At 36.3% G+C, this 18637-nt stretch carries 20 protein-coding genes; 14 read left to right on the top strand and 6 right to left on the bottom strand.

Features of this window, described 5'->3' with window-relative positions; translation table 11 throughout:
• The first annotated feature begins 547 nt into the window (after nt 1-547).
• Entirely contained in the window at nt 548-1888 is a 1341-nt protein-coding gene (locus MJY40_RS11445) for a recombinase family protein (protein WP_317854374.1), read from the top strand.
• A gap of 221 nt (nt 1889-2109) precedes the next feature.
• On the opposite strand, the gene MJY40_RS11440 is transcribed toward MJY40_RS11445, so the two are convergent.
• Together MJY40_RS11440 and MJY40_RS11435 are read right to left on the bottom strand one after the other, a co-directional pair.
• Nucleotides 2110-3033 carry an IS3 family transposase gene (locus MJY40_RS11440; protein WP_317854373.1) on the bottom strand — a complete coding sequence of 308 codons (924 nt, stop codon included), beginning with the start codon at nt 3031-3033 and terminating at the stop codon, nt 2110-2112.
• Complete coding sequence (locus MJY40_RS11435) at nt 2918-3265, bottom strand: transposase (RefSeq protein WP_317854372.1); 348 nt, start codon at nt 3263-3265, stop codon at nt 2918-2920. Before MJY40_RS11435 ends, MJY40_RS11440 begins: the two co-directional genes overlap by 116 nt.
• 529 nt (nt 3266-3794) lie before the next feature.
• Here MJY40_RS11435 and MJY40_RS11430 point away from each other — a divergent pair.
• The gene (locus MJY40_RS11430; RefSeq protein WP_317854371.1) at nt 3795-4454 is read left to right on the top strand and encodes a hypothetical protein; all 660 of its coding nucleotides are present in this window, start codon (nt 3795-3797) and stop codon (nt 4452-4454) included.
• A gap of 206 nt (nt 4455-4660) precedes the next feature.
• Here MJY40_RS11430 and MJY40_RS11425 read toward each other — a convergent pair whose 3' ends face one another.
• Entirely contained in the window at nt 4661-4891 is a 231-nt protein-coding gene (locus MJY40_RS11425; RefSeq protein WP_317854370.1) for a helix-turn-helix domain-containing protein, read from the bottom strand.
• 105 nt (nt 4892-4996) lie between these two features.
• Here MJY40_RS11425 and MJY40_RS11420 point away from each other — a divergent pair, with 105 nt between their 5' ends.
• Together MJY40_RS11420 and MJY40_RS11415 are read left to right on the top strand one after the other, a co-directional pair.
• Nucleotides 4997-5488, top strand: coding sequence for an SLOG family protein (locus MJY40_RS11420; RefSeq protein WP_317854369.1), 492 nt, complete (start codon nt 4997-4999; stop codon nt 5486-5488).
• A gap of 210 nt (nt 5489-5698) precedes the next feature.
• Nucleotides 5699-7186 (top strand): hypothetical protein, encoded by a 1488-nt coding sequence (locus MJY40_RS11415; RefSeq protein WP_317854368.1) that lies wholly within the window; start codon nt 5699-5701, stop codon nt 7184-7186.
• Here MJY40_RS11415 and MJY40_RS11410 read toward each other — a convergent pair.
• The 3 genes from MJY40_RS11410 to MJY40_RS11400 all read right to left on the bottom strand — a co-directional run bounded on the left by MJY40_RS11410 (nt 7181) and on the right by MJY40_RS11400 (nt 9204).
• On the bottom strand, nt 7181-7810 hold the full coding sequence (locus MJY40_RS11410; protein ID WP_317854367.1) for a hypothetical protein: 630 nt from the start codon (nt 7808-7810) through the stop codon (nt 7181-7183). The genes MJY40_RS11415 and MJY40_RS11410 overlap by 6 nt on opposite strands.
• 35 nt (nt 7811-7845) lie before the next feature.
• Nucleotides 7846-8445, bottom strand: a complete 600-nt coding sequence (locus MJY40_RS11405) for a hypothetical protein (protein ID WP_317854366.1) — start codon at nt 8443-8445, stop codon at nt 7846-7848.
• Nucleotides 8446-8631: 186 nt separating this feature from the next.
• Nucleotides 8632-9204, bottom strand: coding sequence for a hypothetical protein (locus MJY40_RS11400; RefSeq protein WP_317854365.1), 573 nt, complete (start codon nt 9202-9204; stop codon nt 8632-8634).
• 209 nt (nt 9205-9413) lie between these two features.
• Here MJY40_RS11400 and MJY40_RS11395 point away from each other — a divergent pair, with 209 nt between their 5' ends.
• The 10 genes from MJY40_RS11395 to MJY40_RS11350 all read left to right on the top strand — a co-directional run bounded on the left by MJY40_RS11395 (nt 9414) and on the right by MJY40_RS11350 (nt 18623).
• On the top strand, nt 9414-9809 hold the full coding sequence (locus tag MJY40_RS11395) for a BRO-N domain-containing protein (RefSeq protein WP_317854364.1): 396 nt from the start codon (nt 9414-9416) through the stop codon (nt 9807-9809).
• A gap of 299 nt (nt 9810-10108) precedes the next feature.
• A complete protein-coding gene (gene rplU / locus MJY40_RS11390) occupies nt 10109-10414 on the top strand; it encodes a 50S ribosomal protein L21 (RefSeq protein WP_317854363.1) in 306 nt (101 codons plus the stop codon).
• Between the two features lie 5 nt (nt 10415-10419).
• Nucleotides 10420-10752: a ribosomal-processing cysteine protease Prp gene (locus MJY40_RS11385; protein ID WP_317854362.1), complete on the top strand. Its 333-nt coding sequence runs from the start codon at nt 10420-10422 to the stop codon at nt 10750-10752.
• Nucleotides 10753-10754: 2 nt separating this feature from the next.
• Complete coding sequence (rpmA, locus tag MJY40_RS11380; protein ID WP_317854361.1) at nt 10755-11051, top strand: 50S ribosomal protein L27; 297 nt, start codon at nt 10755-10757, stop codon at nt 11049-11051.
• Nucleotides 11052-11455: 404 nt separating this feature from the next.
• On the top strand, nt 11456-12733 hold the full coding sequence (gene obgE, locus MJY40_RS11375; RefSeq protein ID WP_317854360.1) for a GTPase ObgE: 1278 nt from the start codon (nt 11456-11458) through the stop codon (nt 12731-12733).
• A gap of 367 nt (nt 12734-13100) precedes the next feature.
• A complete protein-coding gene (locus tag MJY40_RS11370; protein ID WP_317854359.1) occupies nt 13101-14294 on the top strand; it encodes a hemolysin family protein in 1194 nt (397 codons plus the stop codon).
• Between the two features lie 455 nt (nt 14295-14749).
• On the top strand, nt 14750-15652 hold the full coding sequence (locus tag MJY40_RS11365; RefSeq protein WP_317854358.1) for an SMP-30/gluconolactonase/LRE family protein: 903 nt from the start codon (nt 14750-14752) through the stop codon (nt 15650-15652).
• A gap of 47 nt (nt 15653-15699) precedes the next feature.
• Nucleotides 15700-16884, top strand: coding sequence for an iron-containing alcohol dehydrogenase (locus tag MJY40_RS11360; RefSeq protein WP_317854357.1), 1185 nt, complete (start codon nt 15700-15702; stop codon nt 16882-16884).
• A 93-nt stretch (nt 16885-16977) separates the two neighbouring features.
• Entirely contained in the window at nt 16978-17919 is a 942-nt protein-coding gene (locus MJY40_RS11355; RefSeq protein ID WP_317854356.1) for an ABC transporter ATP-binding protein, read from the top strand.
• Nucleotides 17919-18623, top strand: coding sequence for an ABC transporter permease (locus MJY40_RS11350; protein WP_317854355.1), 705 nt, complete (start codon nt 17919-17921; stop codon nt 18621-18623). The genes MJY40_RS11355 and MJY40_RS11350 overlap by 1 nt, the downstream gene beginning before the upstream one ends.
• Nucleotides 18624-18637 lie beyond the last annotated feature (14 nt).

Below are 18637 nucleotides of genomic sequence, written 5' to 3'. Positions count from 1 at the left end.
GTATCCAAGGTGATTTCAAAAGCTAGAAAGCCTTGTTGTATAGAGTTTTCTAGTATATATGGACATTTCTATCGAATAGAAGGTGGAGGATGTGGAATAGAAATAATAGTAGGTGGATACCAGAGGTCGTATAAAGAAAAAATCCTGTTTTTTATTCAAATACTTCAAGGTTTACTGTTGTTATAAAGAATATTAACTATTTGGCAGGTCAAGATACAGGTCAAGATACAGGACAAGGTAAAAAGGTTTCTAAACTGTTTGCATTTTGTTCGAAGCCGAAAACAAGAACGGAAATGTAGGGCGCGATTGATATTTCATTACGTGAGTATTTTAAGAACGTATTAGTTTACTTTTGGATAATAATCAAGTATAGCAATTGTACAAAAGTAAACAAATGGAGGGCGTGTTAGAGCTTCGATTTGTCATATAAGAATGCAAGACATAAATTGTAATGCTCAATACAAATTCCTTATTTAGCCAATTGTATAATCTATGCTATAATAACTCCACCCCTCAACTAACCGAGGGAGAATAAGGAGGTAGCTATATGGCTGAAAAAGAAATTGTAGTGATTCCACCCAAAGAAAAACATGATAGAAATATCAAGGTGGAACAAAAGAAACTGAATGTTGCAGCTTACTGCAGAGTCAGCACTCGATTTGAGGAACAGGAGCAAAGTTACGATAGACAGATTGATTATTTCACATCAAAAATCTTATCAAATCAAAACTGGAATTTAGTCGAAGTTTATGCTGATTTTGGTAAGTCTGCAACTGCACTAAAGTCAAGAGATGAGTTCAACAGGCTCATAGAGGATTGCAACAAAGGCAAAATTGACATGGTGTTAACCAAATCTATTAGTCGATTTGCAAGAAACACGGTAGACTTTTTGAAAATCATACGAGAACTGAAAGCCAAAGGGATTCGCATTATTTTTGAAAACGAGCACATTGATACGATGGACAGTACGGGAGAACTTCTCATAACTATTTTATCAAGTCAAGCACAAGAAGAAAGCCGTACTGTAAGTGAAAATACTCGTTTTGGTATTGTGAGAAAGTATGAACAAGGTATCGTTCATGTCAATCACAACAAATTCATGGGATACACCAAAGATGATGAAGGCAATCTAATTATCGTCCCAGAAGAAGCTAAAATTGTTCAGAAAATATTTGATTTATATTTAGATGGGTTAGGGCTAAAACTTATCTGTGATGTATTAGAATCTGAAAATATTAAGACTGCAACAAGACAGAGCAAATGGCGTGGTTCAGTGATTTATAAAATGTTATCTTGTGAAAAATACATTGGTGATGCACTTTTGCAAAAAACATACACCATCGATCACCTAACGAAAAAGAGGGTGAAAAATGATGGGATTGTAAAGCAGTATTATATCAAAAATAATCACGAGCCTATTATTTCGAAAGAACAGTTTTATGAAGTACAAGCAGAGTTACAAAATAGAAAGCGAAAAGGAAAAGGCTCTAATTACAGTGGTAAATATCCTTTGAGTAGTTTAATTCAATGTTCTCATTGTGGTGCAAGTTATACGAGAACTACAGCAAACAAGATGAATCCTATATGGCAATGTTCGACAAGGACAAAAAAAGCCAGTAAGTGTCCAAAATCTTATAGGATTACAGAAAAAATTGCCGAAAAGAATATATCGAATTACTTAGAAAACTTCAAAAAATTGAATATCAAAGATATGGCAGCCAACGAAATAAAGCTGTTGGATATGATGAATGACTTACATAATCAAAGTGGATTATTTCCTATGAAATCTCTTAGACGAATTGTAAATAAAATTTATATAGTAGAGAAGAATGTATTGGAGATTCACTTTAAATCAGGATTAACTGTTAGGGTAAATTGTATGGAATAAAGCTTTCAATCATCGATGTCATTGAATGTTTTATTCTGTGTAATTTCAAAAAGAAATTTGCAGAAAGCTATTTTTAGAAAGACTGAAAATGAAACTTTTTTACAAAATATAAGGCTCCGCCAAGGGATAAGTGTCACCATATAATGGCTCAGTTGTCAAGACAAAAAAACAATTCTTTTTTAATGAACTCAATTTAATAAAGGAAAGAGTAACCCCTCCTCTTATGCTGCCATTGGTAACAGTTGCATGGGATAATACATGGATGCTGGTGTCTGGTAGTCCAGCGCCGAATGAAGACGTTCAAAGTTATATGTGTGAATATACTTTGCTATCTCTATTCGAGCCTGCTTAATGGATGTATATTCTGTCAAATATGCTTCTTCGTATTTGAAGCTGCGAAACCATCGTTCAATCATGATGTTATCAGCCCATCGCCCTTTGCCATCCATGCTTTGTTTGATTTTTTGTTCCTTCAAAAAGGCTCTGTATTCATTGCTTGTAAATTGAGAGCCCTGGTCTGAATTCAATATGATAGGTGTTGCTACTTTCAATGCCTTTTTGACCGCATTCATAACCATATGAGTGCTTAATGTATCATCCACTTCCCAACCAACAATGCAACGACTATACCAGTCGATGATGGCTGTTAGATACAGAAATCCGTGTTTTGTTCCAATATAGGTGATGTCGATTGACCACGCCTGATTGGGACGTTCGATAACCGCATTACGCAATAGATAGGGGCATATCTTTGCCTCCTGCATGCGTTTGGAAAGGTTCATCTTTGGATAAATCGGATCAATGGCCATTTCATTCATGTAACGTCTAGCACGCTTGCGACCTACGTTATGGTTGCGTTGTTTCAGTTGTGCTGACATCTGCCTTGCACCCCAAGTGGGATGTTCTGTGTGTAGCTGATCAATGATTCGTTTGCATTCCAATTCCTCAGCGGATATCGCTGGCTTTTCATAGTAGATGCTGGTACGATTCACCGATAACAGCTTTGCACCTGTAGATACAGGTATATCCTTAGTCTTCGAAAGGTTTTGGAGAATACTTCGTTTCGTAGTCTGGTCCAAGAACTTCTTCAGATTTTTTTTTGAGCCAGTCCACTTGCATTGTAAGTTGACCGACTTTTTTGGCATATGCTTCTTTTTCCTTACGCTCTTGTTGTAATTTTTCGTTCGTTTTTTCCATACGAGTATCATCAAATGCAGCAGATGCATTGGATAAAAATTCTTTTTTCCAATTTCTTAACAGGTTAGGCTGGATGCAATTTTCGGTAGCCAATGTGTTTAAATCTTTTTCGCCTTTCAGCAACTCAATCACCAAATCGGCTTTGAATTGAGCGGTGAAACTTCTTCTTGTTCGAGACATGTGTGAGCACCTTCTTTCTGATGTTGTTAGTATAACAAATTCATTAAGAATTGTCTCGAAAATTGTCTTAAATCACGGTACCATTATACCAAGTGATAATAGACTTCCATCCTCATGGCACGTTGAGGCAATAACTATGATGACGTATTGTGGTGAAATACCAAAAAATGAGGCTTAAACCACAAGATGTTGTGGTTTGAGGGCGATTTTGGAGCGAAAAAATCGGTGAAAAGGTGGCATTTTTGAACCCTAAAAATAGGCTGAAAAACAGATGACATAGACTTTTTGAAACAGATTAGACAGATGACAACTAAAAATAGCAAAAATACAAGGCTTGGATTTCAATATGAGATGCAAGCCTTTTTGCATATATAGAAAAAGTGGTGAACGGGATTTTAGAAATAGAATCTCGTTTTTTTATTGCGACAAATAAATTGGAATTTGAGAAAGGTGGTGATTGATAAGAAGGGTATCAATGAACACAAATCACAAGAAAAATAAATGGGGAGAGAATAAAGGAGGAACTTGAATGAGATTACGAATACAACAACCAACCACAAAAAAGCAAATTGAAATCACCTTGCCAGCTACGGAAAAACAATTACAAGCATATTGTGATGAGCTTAGCATTGACAATGACATGAAGCATAGAACTATTGTCACCAAAGTACCTTTTGATGACAAAATGAACACCATACTTGCAGGCAACCAATACAACCTCACAGAACTCAATTTCTTATTTCAAAGCGTAGACAGATTTACAGATGAAGAAATGAAGGTCTTTTATACTGTAGCAACAGCGAAAAACCTGTCAGATATCAAGGGCTTAATCAACCTGAGTTTTAGCGAGCAGTGTTACAACGTTGTGACCGATTTCAGCGACATAAATAGGCTTGGCGAAAAGTTATACCTCAACGAGAATGGAGCAGCGAGTGAGGAAGAATTGCGAAATGTAGACGGACAACAATATATCGAAAAAATGATTGCAGACAATCCAAACCCTTTGGTATCGCCCTATGGTTTGGTATATCCGAATCAAAATCAACCGCAGGATATTTATTTTGGCAAGACGTTTCCTCAATATCTAAATGGATTTAAGGTTTTCAATGTTGCACTGCGAACTGATATGGCTGAAGAATATTTGGACTTGCCATATGAAGAAAGCGAAAGCCAAAAAGCAATGGAGTGATTGGAGCAACAGGATTTTAGGCTATGTGGTCGCAGTGTAAATATTAGTTTGTGGGACAGCAACCGATATTTTTTGCGAACTGCTGAAGAAATGGGTTTTTGTGAACAAGTACAAAGAGATGGATTTGATATGATGATGCAATAAAAAAGCAACAGGAAATGAAATCCTATCGCTTTGTATTAGCACATATTAGCTACAATATATTTTTATAAATCAACAAAAAAATCATCAAAAGAGCAGTTGAATAATTCTTTTAAAATCACCAAATCACTGATTTTGATATTTAATTCACCAGTTTCATAGCGTGAGTAAATAGACCTAGTGGTCGTGGACTCCTTTAATTGCAATCTAGCAACAACTTGTTCTTGTGTGAGCTTGGAATTTTTGCGTAAATTACGTAGATTTACTCCGATATGAATATCTTGTCTTAGCTTCATTATAACACACACCTTTTGCTCAATATTATTTGCAATTTCTTTAAGTATATGCTAATATAAATTTCAAATGGCTCAATATATTGAGCAAAAATAACGGAGGCATATATGAATAGAGAAAAAACAGTATGCTTTACAGGACACAGACATTTGCCAAAAGGTGAAGCCTTTGAAAAATTGAAATGCAAGTTGATTTCAGAGATAAACCAAGCAATCGCTGATGGTTATGATACATTTTTATTCGGTTCGGCTGAAGGTTTTGACTTGTTGTGTGGTGAAATCGTTGCACAAATGAAAAAGATAATTCCCATTCAAAATCCAAGAAAGATAAAATTGATTGCTGCAATTCCATATGAAGAACAAGCAAAGGATTTTTCAGAGGAAGATAGAGAACGATATTACAAACTTCATGCCCAATGTGATGATGTGGTATTCGTCAGTATTCAATATCACAAGGATTGTTTTAAAAATCGAAATCAATACATGATAGACCATAGCAGCAAAGTCATTGCCTATTACAATGGTGGTGTGCGTAGTGGAACAGGGCAAACCATTCGTATGGCAGAAAAACAAAAATTAAATATTGTCAATTTATATTAGTGTCGGCAGAAATGTCGGCACTTTATTCATTTGAAACAAAATGATACTTTCAGACTAAAATTCTTCTGATTGTGTGGGGAAATATGAGGTTGGAAATGAAAAAAATAGCGGAATATCAAGCTTTTTTGCGGTTGAAATGTTGGGACTTTTTGGGACTTGATTTATGATATGATTAAAACATAAAACAAAATGACAAAAAGGAGGAATTGAATGAGCAAAGAATTGGTAGGGGGTAATGGATATACCGTAGGAAGCGAATCATATTTTAAATATATAAACAATTATAATTTAGTTGGTTCTTGGATGAGTGATGCAACAAAAACAGATTATAAAGGTGCATTAGAAGGATTATCAAGTACAATTAACAAGGTGATGGAACAGATATATAATGACCTGAATAAAGATGGTCCGATAATGATGTATATTTCCAGCGATAAGAGAAAAAATCTATTGCAATGTATCAATGGATTTGAATCCATATGTAAAATGGTGAATCGATCTAATACACGAGCCAGTGAATGCAAAAAAATATTAGAACTAACAGCATCAGTGACAAAAACATTATCTAAAGAAACGGAAAGTAAGATTTTGGAAGCGGTTAGAAAGGTAAGGCAAAAAGGAAGTTCTGGGAAGTCTACTTTAGAAAGAGCAGTGAATAGAGGGATTGACAGTATTACATCAAATGTGGATAAAATTTGGCTTGCACAGGAGATATTACAAGGGAGAAGTGTACTATTTTTGGCAGATGTTTTAAGAAAGCTGAACTATGATACAAATTCAAGTATGTATAAGGGAAGCAATGGATATACAGCTTGTTCTTATGAGTATATTAAAAATATTGAAAAACAGATTTTTGGGAATATAGCATTTTCGAAATTAAGCGGATATTATAGCACCTATGCTGAAAAAATCAAAGCTGCACTGTCTAATATAGGTACGACAATAAAAGCAGATTTAGACACTGGCAAAAGAATGAATGACTATATCCAAAGTGCATCTGCAAAGAGATTGAGAGTATTTGGTGTGGAATTGGCAAAGGTAGGAATTACGATATATAATTTCAAGAATAAAGTAGATTTGTTGGATTGGTTTATAGGTGGAAGTATAACTGCAATTATAAAATTCCAAAAAGCATACAATACAATTCGTTTTGGATCACTGCTCATGGAGGATGGTGTATATGGAGCAAAAACAGATGGAGAGGTAAGTTCGTTTATTGGGTATGTGACAACTGTATTGGCACCAATGATGGATGACCTAGTGAAGGCTTTGAGTAGCAGTAAGTGGAAGTCTACAGCTATTGCGAGTAATAAATACAAAATATTAGCAGAAAAAAGTGGGAAAATAGTAACTAATTTGGGATATATACTATATGTTTTAGAAGCTTTGCAGATTGTCAAAAATGATATCAGTGATTCCAATACATCAGTGGAACGAAGTACAGTTGTTCGACTAGGTGGCATTATTACAGACTTTACAGCGACACTTTTAGCTACAATGGCAGCTGCAAAAGCAGTAGCGTTAATTGGTACAGTAACGGTAATTAATCCATTAGTTGGTGGTGCAATTGTTGCAGCTACTGCGTTGGCTACATCTATAGCGAGTAGAAAGGTAGGCGAAGATTTTTTGAATGAAAGACCAGAACTGGTGGATGAAATCATTGAAAAACTAAATAAATTTGAAGTTAAACTATCATAATAGTAGAGATAGAAAACCATCGCTAGGAAGTAGGGTGATATGATTATTCGTTAGAATTTTGTTGAAGTCATGCACAAGGTAGTTGTTCATTTGCAGTTTTGAAACAGTGGTTACAGGTCTAAATGAGGCACGATTATTAGAATCATATAATGCAAACGGAATCAGGATTTTATTACAAGGAGTATCTTTCGGTGTGATAACGAGATAATCAATTGTATATCCTTTGAGTGTTAGTTCATTGGGGATTTCATTAGGGTCTTTATATATACCAATACTTTCCATAGAACTCCATGGAATTTGCGTGGAAACATTTTTGAAAGTACTGTGCAATCCGAATGTATCCATGACCAACAGTGGTTTTGAAGTTTTCTGTATGAAAAAATAATTTTTCAAATTAGAGGATGCAAAGGCAACCATAGAAACACATATGAACAAAAAGAGGATGTAATGACTTGGTTGTGATAAGGTGATAATAGAAGCAATTGTTACTGTTTTTTCTTGGAAGAGAATAGAGTGAATGAGTGAATAAAATCCAAAACAACATAATAGAAGAGCCATATAATTGAAAATAAGCACTCTACAAATATAATCTTTTTTCAGTGTAATTACTGTTTTTTCATTCATAAAAGTTCCTCCATTTTGACGTGATTTAGGGTATATTATAACAGTATCACCTGATTTTCAGAAAGAACCCTATGGAAATCCTGTTTCAGAATACGTTCCATCTCTTTCTTGGTGACACAAGTAGATGGCTTAGTGGTAGCAAGATTGTTGCGGTCATATAAAGCAAATGGAATGGAAATGTCATCTATACTTGTATCCTTGTAGACGATATCAAGATAATGAAAGGCATATCGTTCAAATCTTGATTGGTTCGTGGGATATGTCAGATATTTTTGAACATGAATACTTTTGATTTCAGACCAAAAAATTTGCTTTGTCATCCCTTCAAAGTTACTATGCAAACCCATTTCATCCATAACCAACAAAGGATTTGAGTTTTTTTGTACGCTATAAAAATTGTGTAATTTCAGAATAATAAATGCCACTATTGCAATGCAAATCAAAGGTAGTCCTATATAATTTTGCAACCATAAAATAAGTGCATTTGAATTGGATTTATAAAAATATTTACCAGTGGTAAAGGGTTTAAGCGTTGATGAAAATAGAAGATAGAATATAAGAAGTGATAAAAAGCATATTGTATGTATATAGATAGCATAACTCCATTTCAATTTAATGATTACTTTTTGCTTCATAAATTAGCCCTCCATTCCAATATGATTTAGATACAGTTTACTATATATCCTAGTGGAAAACAATGTAAATGCAAGATAAAAGTATAGAGAGATGTGAAACTACGATTAAAATGGGAAGGTATAGAACGATAAAACAAAAACAGATGGATTCGTAGATATTAACCAGTTGTGGCAATCTAGCATCTGTTAAGAAAACAATACCTTTTCCATTTGATTTGTAAATATACTGTTAAGAGCTTCTATCATTTGCTTTTGCGTAAAACTAGTACAAGTAATGTCACCATGAAAATAGGTATAATCAAAACAACAAAATGGAATGAAAGTTGTATGATTATCTGATGCAATTAAGTCAATTGCAAAATAAAGAACTGTGTCGCTATTATATTTCTTTGGATTATCCCAAAAGTTTTTTTCTACAATTTGAATTCTTTGAATGGTTTCCCAAGGGATATCAGATTGGTAGCTGCTGTGAAATCCGGTGCAGTCAATAATCAATAAGGGGTTAGAGGTTTCGAGTAAAAGACGAAACCTGTTTCGTTCCAAAATGGATTGACGAATCAAATAAGGTGAGACGATAAGAAATACGAGGTACATAAGAGGATGGTGTTCTGCATGGAAAAAATACAGAAAACCATTTGTAAATAAATTAAAAAGCATACTAGCCAAACAGAGGGCGCCCAAAGAAAATTGGATGAAAATATAAGCTTTCATGTATAAAATATATTTGTGTTTGTATGTTACAACTATTTTTTCATTCATAAAAGCTCCTCCATTTTTGATATGATTTAGATACAGTTTACTATATATCCTAGTGAAAAACAATATTTATTTTAAAGAGTTGATTATGTACAAAGTTATTACAATAAAGCAAATAATATAATAGAATAGTAACCCATAAGACCGTGTGTTTCGCTGTACTCAACAGCAAAGCAGGCGGTCTTTTTTGCATTTAAGGGAAAGGAGAAATCATGCAAGAATTACAGAAATTTCAAAATGAAGAGTTTGGTGAAATTCGAACCATTACGATTGAGGGTAATCCTTGGTTTGTTGGCAAAGATGTTGCTGAAATTTTAGGGTATGTAAGAACAGATAATGCAATTAGAAGTCATGTTGATGACGAAGATAAGCTGACGCACCAATTCAGTGCATCAGGTCAATCAAGACAAATGGTCATTATCAATGAAAGTGGGCTATATAGTCTGGTGCTGAAAAGTAAACTTCCTACTGCAAAAGCGTTTAAACGATGGGTAACTTCTATTGTGATTCCCTTCATTCGCAAATATGGGGGTTATGTCACAGAAGAAACACTAACAAGCATCTTCAACAGATTTCAATATGAGACTCAAGCCTTTTTGCATATATAGAGAAAGTGGTAAACGAGATTTTAGAGATAGAATCTCTTTTTTGGAATCTGTGGTAACAATTAGACGTTACCATTGGCTTTTTGGCAACCAAATATCAATTATTTACATGAAATATACTGAAAAATTGCAGCAAAAAACAAAACTGAAAATAAATGAAAAAAACCATTATTTTTGTTGACATGGTATTGTGTGTGTGATAATATATGTAAGTATGACAAGCCGCACAAAGAGGTTCTGGAAAACTAAGAAAAGTTCTTGGTTACCGTATTTGGCGAGTAAAACTGTGAGGAGGTGTTCACATGTACGCAATTATCGAAACAGGTGGCAAACAATACAAAGTAGCAGAAGGCGACATCATTACTGTTGAAAAGTTGAACGTAGAAGCTGGTCAAGAATACACATTTGACAAAGTTATCGTTTTGGCTAAAGATGGCAATGTAGCTGTTGGTGCTCCTTATGTTGAAGGCGCTGCTGTTAAAGCAAACGTAATCGGTGATGGAAAAGCGAAAAAGGTTGTAATCTACAAATACAAACCTAAAAAAGGTTTCCATAAGAAAAAAGGTCACAGACAACCATTTACAAAATTGCAAATCACTGCTCTTTAATTCATATGATACAAGTTATCGTATATCAAAAAGACAAACAGATTTGTGGATTTGAGATTTCTGGTCATGCAGGGTATGCCAAGAAAGGTGAGGACATTGTTTGTTCCGCTGTATCTGTGCTTACGCTCAATACCATAAACGCCATTGAGAATTTTACTGAAATTCCATATCAAGTGGAAGCTGATGAAAAAAAAGGTGGTTATCTCAAAGTCCTATTCCCTCTTGAGGGTTTGGCAGACCATGATGTTCAATTGTTGCTCAAAACAATGGAAATGGGTTTGCTTGCAATAGAAGCAGAATATCAAAAGTATCTTACTTTCATTCATAAGGAGGTGTAAGTATGTTCAGATTAAACCTTCAGTTCTTCGCTCACCATAAGGGTGCTGGTTCCACAAAGAACGGTCGTGATTCTAACGCAAAAAGACTTGGCGCTAAACGTGCTGACGGTCAATTTGTTTTGGCAGGTAATATTTTATACACACAAAGAGGTACAAAAATCCATCCTGGTACTAACGTAGGCAAAGGTGGCAATGATACATTGTTCGCTTTGGTTGATGGTCGTGTAAAATATGAAAGAAAAGGCAGAGACAAAAAACAGGTATCTGTATACCCAATCGTCGAAGTTGCTGCTGAATAAGAAATTCATTATATGACTTTGGGGGCTTCAAATGCGAAAACATTTGGAGCCTTTTTCGTGAAAAGCAAATGGATGTCTGGCTTTGCTTTTGACGAAAGGGAAAAACCAAAGGGAGGAGTAGAACCCCTCCCCTACAAAGTACAAAATGGAACCAACGGGTTGTCGGGGACGCCAACCCCTACAAAAGATGGATGGCGAAACGGGACAGCAAAGCTATCCCCTACAGAAATGCACACGGGTTGTAGGGGCGTATCACGATGAGCCCGTAATCAATCATAAAATGCGACAATTATGGGTAACTTATGATTGTCGAAGATATAATCATAATCAAAGTATAGGGTCAAGGGGAGTATCCCCTTGCGGAGTTTGAGGCAGAGCCTCAAGGTCTTAAAGAGGTGAAGAAAATGTTTGTAGATCGTGTCAAGGTCAATATCAAAGGCGGTAATGGTGGAAACGGTATGGTTTCCTTCTATCGTGCAAAATACATCACTCACGGTGGTCCAGATGGTGGCGATGGTGGTAAAGGTGGTAGCGTTATTTTCGTAGGTGACGAGGGTATGAATACCCTTATGGATTTCCGTTACAAAAGAAAATACAAAGCAGAAAATGGTGAAGGTGGTGGCAAACGTAATTGCTTCGGCAAAGACGGTAAAGACATCATCATCAAAGTGCCTGTGGGTACTGTTATCCGTGAAGCAGAAAGCGGTAAAGTAATGGCAGATATCAACAAAGCAGGTGAAGAAAAAGTTCTCATCGCAGGCGGTAAAGGTGGTAAAGGCAATCAACATTTTGCAACACCAACTCGTCAAGCACCAAGATACGCAGAACAAGGTCGTCTTGCAAAGGAATATGACATTATTTTGGAATTGAAGCTGATTGCAGATGTTGGTTTGATTGGTTTCCCAAATGTAGGTAAATCCACTTTGCTTTCTATGGTAACAAATGCAAATCCTAAAATTGCAAACTATCATTTCACCACATTGGCACCAAATCTTGGTGTTGTGGAAAGTAAATTTGGCAATACATTCGTTTTGGCAGATATTCCTGGTTTGGTGGAAGGTGCAAGTGAAGGCATTGGCTTGGGACATGAGTTCTTGCGTCATGTGGAACGTACTAAGGTATTCATCCATGTGGTGGATGCAGCTGGTGTAGAAGGTGATGACCCTGTGGAAAATGTGGCTAAAATCAATAAGGAATTGGAAGAATACAATTCTGAATTGTTGAAACGCCCTCAAGTCATTGCAGCAAACAAAACGGATATTCCAGAAGCAGCTGAAAATGTGGCTCGCTTGCAAGAAGTATATGGCAAAGAAGGTTACCAAGTATTCCCAATTTCAGCAGCAACCAACCAAGGTTTGGATGATTTGTTGATGGAAGTTGGTAAAATCTTGCAAAACTATCCAGAAGATATCATCTTCGAAGAAGAATACGAAGAATACGATGAAGTTTCTGTGGATCGTGAACCATTTGTCATTGAAGAAGTGGAAGATGGTTACTATGTGGTAACAGGTATCGGTGTAGAAAAAATGATTGGATATACCAATATCGAAACAGAAAAAGGCTTTGCGTTCTTCCAAAAATACCTCAAAGAAAAAGGTATCATTGAAGCATTGGAAGAAAAAGGTATCGAGCAAGGAGATACGGTTCGTATCTACGATTTGGAATTCGAATTCTGGGTATAATCAAAAAAGAAAGAACGACAGTGCTTGCGTTTGTAGGCACTGTTTTTGTTTGGGAAACGGGCGCATCGTGATACGCCCCTACAAGATGGTGGAACTTTGAATGATTACGGGGAAATGGTGGTGTAGAGGTCGATGCCCTCATCGACCCGTCATTCTTGCTTTTCCAATTTCTTACAAATCAATGAAATTTAGAAATTCACTAGACAAAATCTTAGATTTATGGTATCTTGTATCAAATAAATGTCAACGAATATAATGTTTTTAAAGGAGTGTGGTTTTTGTGGACGGAGCCAGTCCGTACTTGATAGGATTATTGATTTTTTTACTGATGTGTTCAGCCTTTTTCTCAGCATCTGAGACAGCTTTGATGTCGGTGAACCGTATGCGTTTGCGTCATTTGGTGGAAGATAAGGTGAAAAATGCAGATAAAGTCAGCAAATTATTGGAAGACCCCAATCGTTTGCTCAGTTCTATCTTGGTAGGCAATAACTTGGTGAACAATGCAGCATCTGCCTTGGCAACAACCCTTGCCATTGGAGTTCTCAACGGAGCTTCTGGAAGTGCAGCCAGCATTGCAACGATTATCATTACCATTTTGATTTTGATTTTCTCAGAAATTACACCAAAAACAATTGCTGCGCAAAAAGCAGAAAAAATAGCATTATTGGTGGTCAATATTTTGGCTGTGGTTATTGTTGTGTTGAAACCTGTTGTTTGGGCTTTGACCTTGATTACAGGTGGTTTGATTCGTGTTTTGGGTTGCGATCCAAAGGGAAAAGCACCGCTGATTACAGAAACAGAATTGAAAACCATCTTAAACGTCAGTCATGAAGAAGGTGTTTTGGAAACAGAAGAACGCACCATGATTGACAATATCTTTGATTTTGGTGATGCAAAAGCCAAAGATGTTATGACACCTAGAACCGATATGACAGCAGTATCCCAAGATGTGGCATACGATGAATTTGTTGGTTTGATTCGAGAACATGGGTATTCTCGTTTGCCTGTATATGGCGAAGATGTGGATGATATTGTAGGTATTCTGTATGTTAAGGATGTTTTGGGCATTGATCCAGCAAGCTTTTCAGCAGAAAGATTTATGCGTGAACCTTTCTTCACCTATGAAAGTAAGCCTGTTGCAGAATTGCTTTCTGAAATGCAAGCAAATCATATTGTATTTGCCATTGTTTTGGATGAATATGGCGGTACAGCAGGTTTGACCACTATGGAAGACATTGTGGAAGAAGTTATGGGTGAAATCATCGACGAATATGACCAAGAAGAAGAAGAAATTGAAGTGATTACCGAAGACGAATTTGTTGTGGATGGTAGCACTCGTTTGGAAGATTTCAATCGTATGGTAGGCAGTTCCTTACAGTCTGATGAGGTGGATACCATTGCTGGATATGTGCTTATGGTATTTGGTAATTTCCCAAAGGAAGCAGATGTTTTGGAAACAGATGGATTGCGTATTGTAGTGGAAGAAATGGAGCGAAATCGTATCTCCAAATTGCGTGTGTACTCCAATGAAAATAAAGAAATGGAAACAAAAGAATCCTAAAATAATGAGCTGTGGTTGCAGAAATCGATCTGTAACCATGGCTTTTTTATTGCAAAAAGAAAGGTTTTGATTGATACAATTTTTTGCACAAGTAGGACAAAAAAAGAATATTGTCACAGGAAAACAGATGATTTTTACAGGAAAACGACCAAATTGAAGAAAAAGGGTAATTATAATGAAAATTTAATCTAAATGCTGTTTAAAATAGATATAAAAGGGTAGAAAACTTGAAAAATCAAGGGATATAGGGCTTAAAATGTAAGAAATGTAAAATGTCACAAAAAATAGACAGGAAATAATGCATAAAAAAATAGTGATTTTTTTTGATTTCTGCAATTATTTTTGGTATTTTACAATAAATACAATTTATTTCATAAAGAATGTAGTAGTTTATACTTTTTTTTTGTGCAAATATAATGGTATCATTTGTATATAAATAAATGTAGAGGTTACATATGTTAAGACAATTTCGGAGGTGTGATGTGGACTTTAAGTTGATTGTAGATGCAAGTGTTGTTTTGGCAGAAACACCTATTTGGGATGAAAGAGTTGGTTTGTACTGGACAGATTTGTTCGAAGGAACCATTCATTGCTTTGATCCAAAGACAGGCGAAGAAACAAAAGTGGAAACAAATGAATTGATTGGCTCTGCTGTTCCTTGTGAAACAGAAGGAAAAGTTATGGCTATGTTGGAAACTGGTTTGTATGTTGTGGATATGAAAACCGGTGAAAAAGAATTGATTGTAAATCCAGAACCAGATCGTGATGACAATCGTTTCAATGATTCCAGATGTGATGCAAAGGGTCGTGTATTTGCAAGTTCTGTTGCGAAAGCCTATGGAACAGATGCTTACACACCAGATATGCTTGGTAACTTCTATATGATTGATACAGATAACACAGTCACCACTTTGGTGGAAGGTATCAACCAATACAATGCAATCGTATTCGATGCAAAAAATGAAAATATGTTTGTTGTAGATACATACAACCAAACTTTGATTCGTTTTGCATACGATTTGGAAAAAGGACCTATTTCTGAAGGTGAAGTGGTCATCAAATTTGATGATATGCCTGACGGTATGTCCATTGATACAGAAGATAACCTCTATGTTTGCCACTGGAATGGAAACATTACAGTATGGAATAGCAAAATGGAATTGATTGAAAAAATCGAATTCCCAGTGGGCTATGTATGCTGTGGTGGTTTTGCTGGCGAAGACATGAAAGATTTCTATGTAGCGACTTCAAAATACTGCCTAGACGAAACACATGAAGATGTGAAAAAAGGCGCTGGTGGCATTTTTGTAGCAAAAAGTAATGTTGCAGGACGCAAAGATTACTATTACAAACACTAACTGACAACTGGATAGGTTGCCAAAAATGCAGAAGGAGAGATTTGAAGATGAGACCATTTGAACTATGTTTACCAACAAAATCCGTATTCGGTGAAGGAACAGTTAACAAAGTAGGGGAAGAAGCTAAATTGTTCGGTAACAAAGCTTTCGTTATTACATATGACGAAGGATTTGTAAGAAGCATTGGCTTGATGCAAAAAGTAGAAGCTTCTATGGCAGCTGCTGGCGTAGAAATGGAAGTTTTCTATGGTGTAAAATCCAATCCTACAATTGAACTTGCAAGAGAAATCATTGTAGCAGCAAAAGCACAACAACCTGACGTAATCGTTGCTTTGGGTGGCGGTTCTGTTATCGATACAGCTAAATGTGTTGGCGTTGGCGCAACATATGATGGCGATGCTTGGGACTTCTTTGAAGGAAAAGCAGCAGTTACAACAACAATTCCTGTAATGGCAGTTGTTACAATTCCTGCAACAAGCTCTGAAATGAACGGTACTACAGTAATGAGCAATGACGCTTTGAAAAGAAAAGATGGTCTTGCAGTACCTCCAACCATGTGTCCAAAAACAGCTATCTTGGATCCAGAACTTACATATGGCATTCCTCTTGTACAAACAGGCTACTCTGCTGTTGACATCATGAGCCATTTGATGGAAGGTTCCTTCGGTCGTCCTTTGGATATGGTTTGGGCTCCTTTCCAAGACAGATATTGCCAAGGCAACGTTTTGACAATCAAAGAATGTATGGAAAGAATCATCAAAGATCCATCTGACAAAGAAGCTAGAGCTACATTTATGTGGGTTGCTACATATGCTTGGAATGGTTTCTATGTTGCTGGTTTGGGTATGTTCGATCAAACAATCCATATCTTGGGTCACTCCTTGAGTGCATTCTATGACTTGCCTCATGGTGCTTCCATGTCCATCACAATCTTGGCTACAATGAAATATCAAATCAACGACAAAAAAGATAGATTTGCAGCTATGGGTCGTTACGTATTCGGTATCACAGAAGAAGATGATTTGAAAGCAGCTGAAGAAACAATCGCTAAATTCAAAGAATGGTTCCAATTCGTAAAATCCCCAACAACATTTGCAGAAGCTAACATTCCAGAAACAGAATTGGAAGAATTGGCAAAAGACGCTTTGGAAACATCTGGCAAATGGGGCTGTCAAGAACCTTTCGGTTACACATATGAAAGCTGTTTGGAAATGTTCAAACTTTGCCTTTAATTCTTAAGATACAAATTCAGTTACAATCAAAAGATAAATACAATTCATCCAGCAGTCTTCGGGCTGCTGGAACAATTGATTAAGGAGTGCCATATGATTGATGTAAAAGGGCTGAACAAAACCTATGGTGATAAACGTGGTGTCAGTGATATTACGTTTCATATTGACAAAGGCGAAGTGGTTGGTCTTTTGGGACCAAATGGTGCTGGAAAATCCACCATTATGAAAATGATGGCAGGATATATGTTACCAACCAGTGGTGTCATTGAACTAGATGGTGTGAATATTGTGGAAAACCCAAAAGCAGTCAACCAAAGAATTGGGTTTTTGGCAGAAATACCACCACTATACATTGATATGTCTGTAACAGAATACCTTGGGTTCATTTGTGAAATTCGTGGTATTCCAAAAAAAGAAAGAAAAGGTCACATGGAGAAAATCATGGGACTTGCAAGAATTTTAGAAGTAAAAGAACGATTGATTCGCAATTTATCCAAGGGATATCGACAACGTGTGGGGTTTGCACAAGCGTTGGTTGGATTCCCAGAAATCCTGATTTTGGATGAACCAACTGTTGGTTTGGATCCAAAACAAATCACCGAAGTGAGAGGTTTGATACAAGATTTGAGTCAAAATCACACCATCATCCTAAGCTCACACATCCTTTCTGAGATTACCATGACTTGTAAGAGAGTCATCATCATCAAAGAAGGAAAAATTGCCACTATGGATACAGTGGAGAACCTTGCAAACAACCATTCTCATGGCTATCTTTTGACTTGTGCAAGCAAACAAGAAGGTGCTGTGGATCAAATGAAAGCAGTTGCTGGTGTGACAGAAGTGACAGAAATCGAATCGGCAAATGCAACCTTCAAATTTATGATTAAAAACGAAAGTAACGTGGATGTAAGAGCTGATATATTCCGTGCTATGGTAGATTTGGATATGCCAATTTTGGAATTCAAACCTATGGAATATAGCTTGGAAGATGCTTTCTTGCAAATCACAAACATAGATGAAGGAGGCGAAGAATAATGTGGTACATCTATAAAAAAGAATTGAAAACTTATTTTTCGACACCTTTTGGCTTTATCTTTATTGGTATTTTCCTATTGGCATCTGGAATTGTATTCACAGTGTACAATCTCTTGGGTGGCAATGGGGATATGACAGGGATGTTCTCCATTTTGAGCAATATTTCTGTTATGGTATTTCCTGTTCTAACCATGCGTTCCTTTGCAGATGAAAGACGTGCAGGAACAGACAAATTGTTGCGTACTTCCAGATTGAATGACTATCAAATTGTCGTAGGTAAGTATTTGGCAGCATTCACTGTTTTCTTAACGGCGGTATGTGCAACAGGATTTTATGTGTTCTTATTGGCACAGTATGGATATCCAAATTATAGCTCCATTATGGGTTCCTATATTGGATTTATCCTTTTGGGGGCAACATTCATTTCCATTTGTTTGTTTGCAGCAGCCCTTTGTGAAACCCATGTAACAGCAGCCATTTTCTCTTTTGGTTTGTTGTTCTTTGTGGTCATTGCAAAATCCTTTGGCAGCAACTTGCAAATCCCAGTGATCAAAGATATTGTCAACTGGATTGCAATTACAAGTAAGTATGACGATTTCTCCAGAGGTATTTTGACTCTGCACTCTATTGTATACTACATAGGATTTTCTGTATTCATGGTGTTTATTTCTGTGAAGGCAGAAGAAAGTCAACGGTATAAATAATAGAGAAAAGGAGT

Origin of the sequence: Chakrabartyella piscis, assembly GCA_030067835.1 — a bacterium.
Classification (GTDB): Bacteria; Bacillota; Clostridia; order Lachnospirales; family Anaerotignaceae; genus Chakrabartyella; species Chakrabartyella piscis.
Note: the sequence above shows the minus strand (reverse complement) of the source record. Positions and strands in the feature narration are given on the sequence as shown.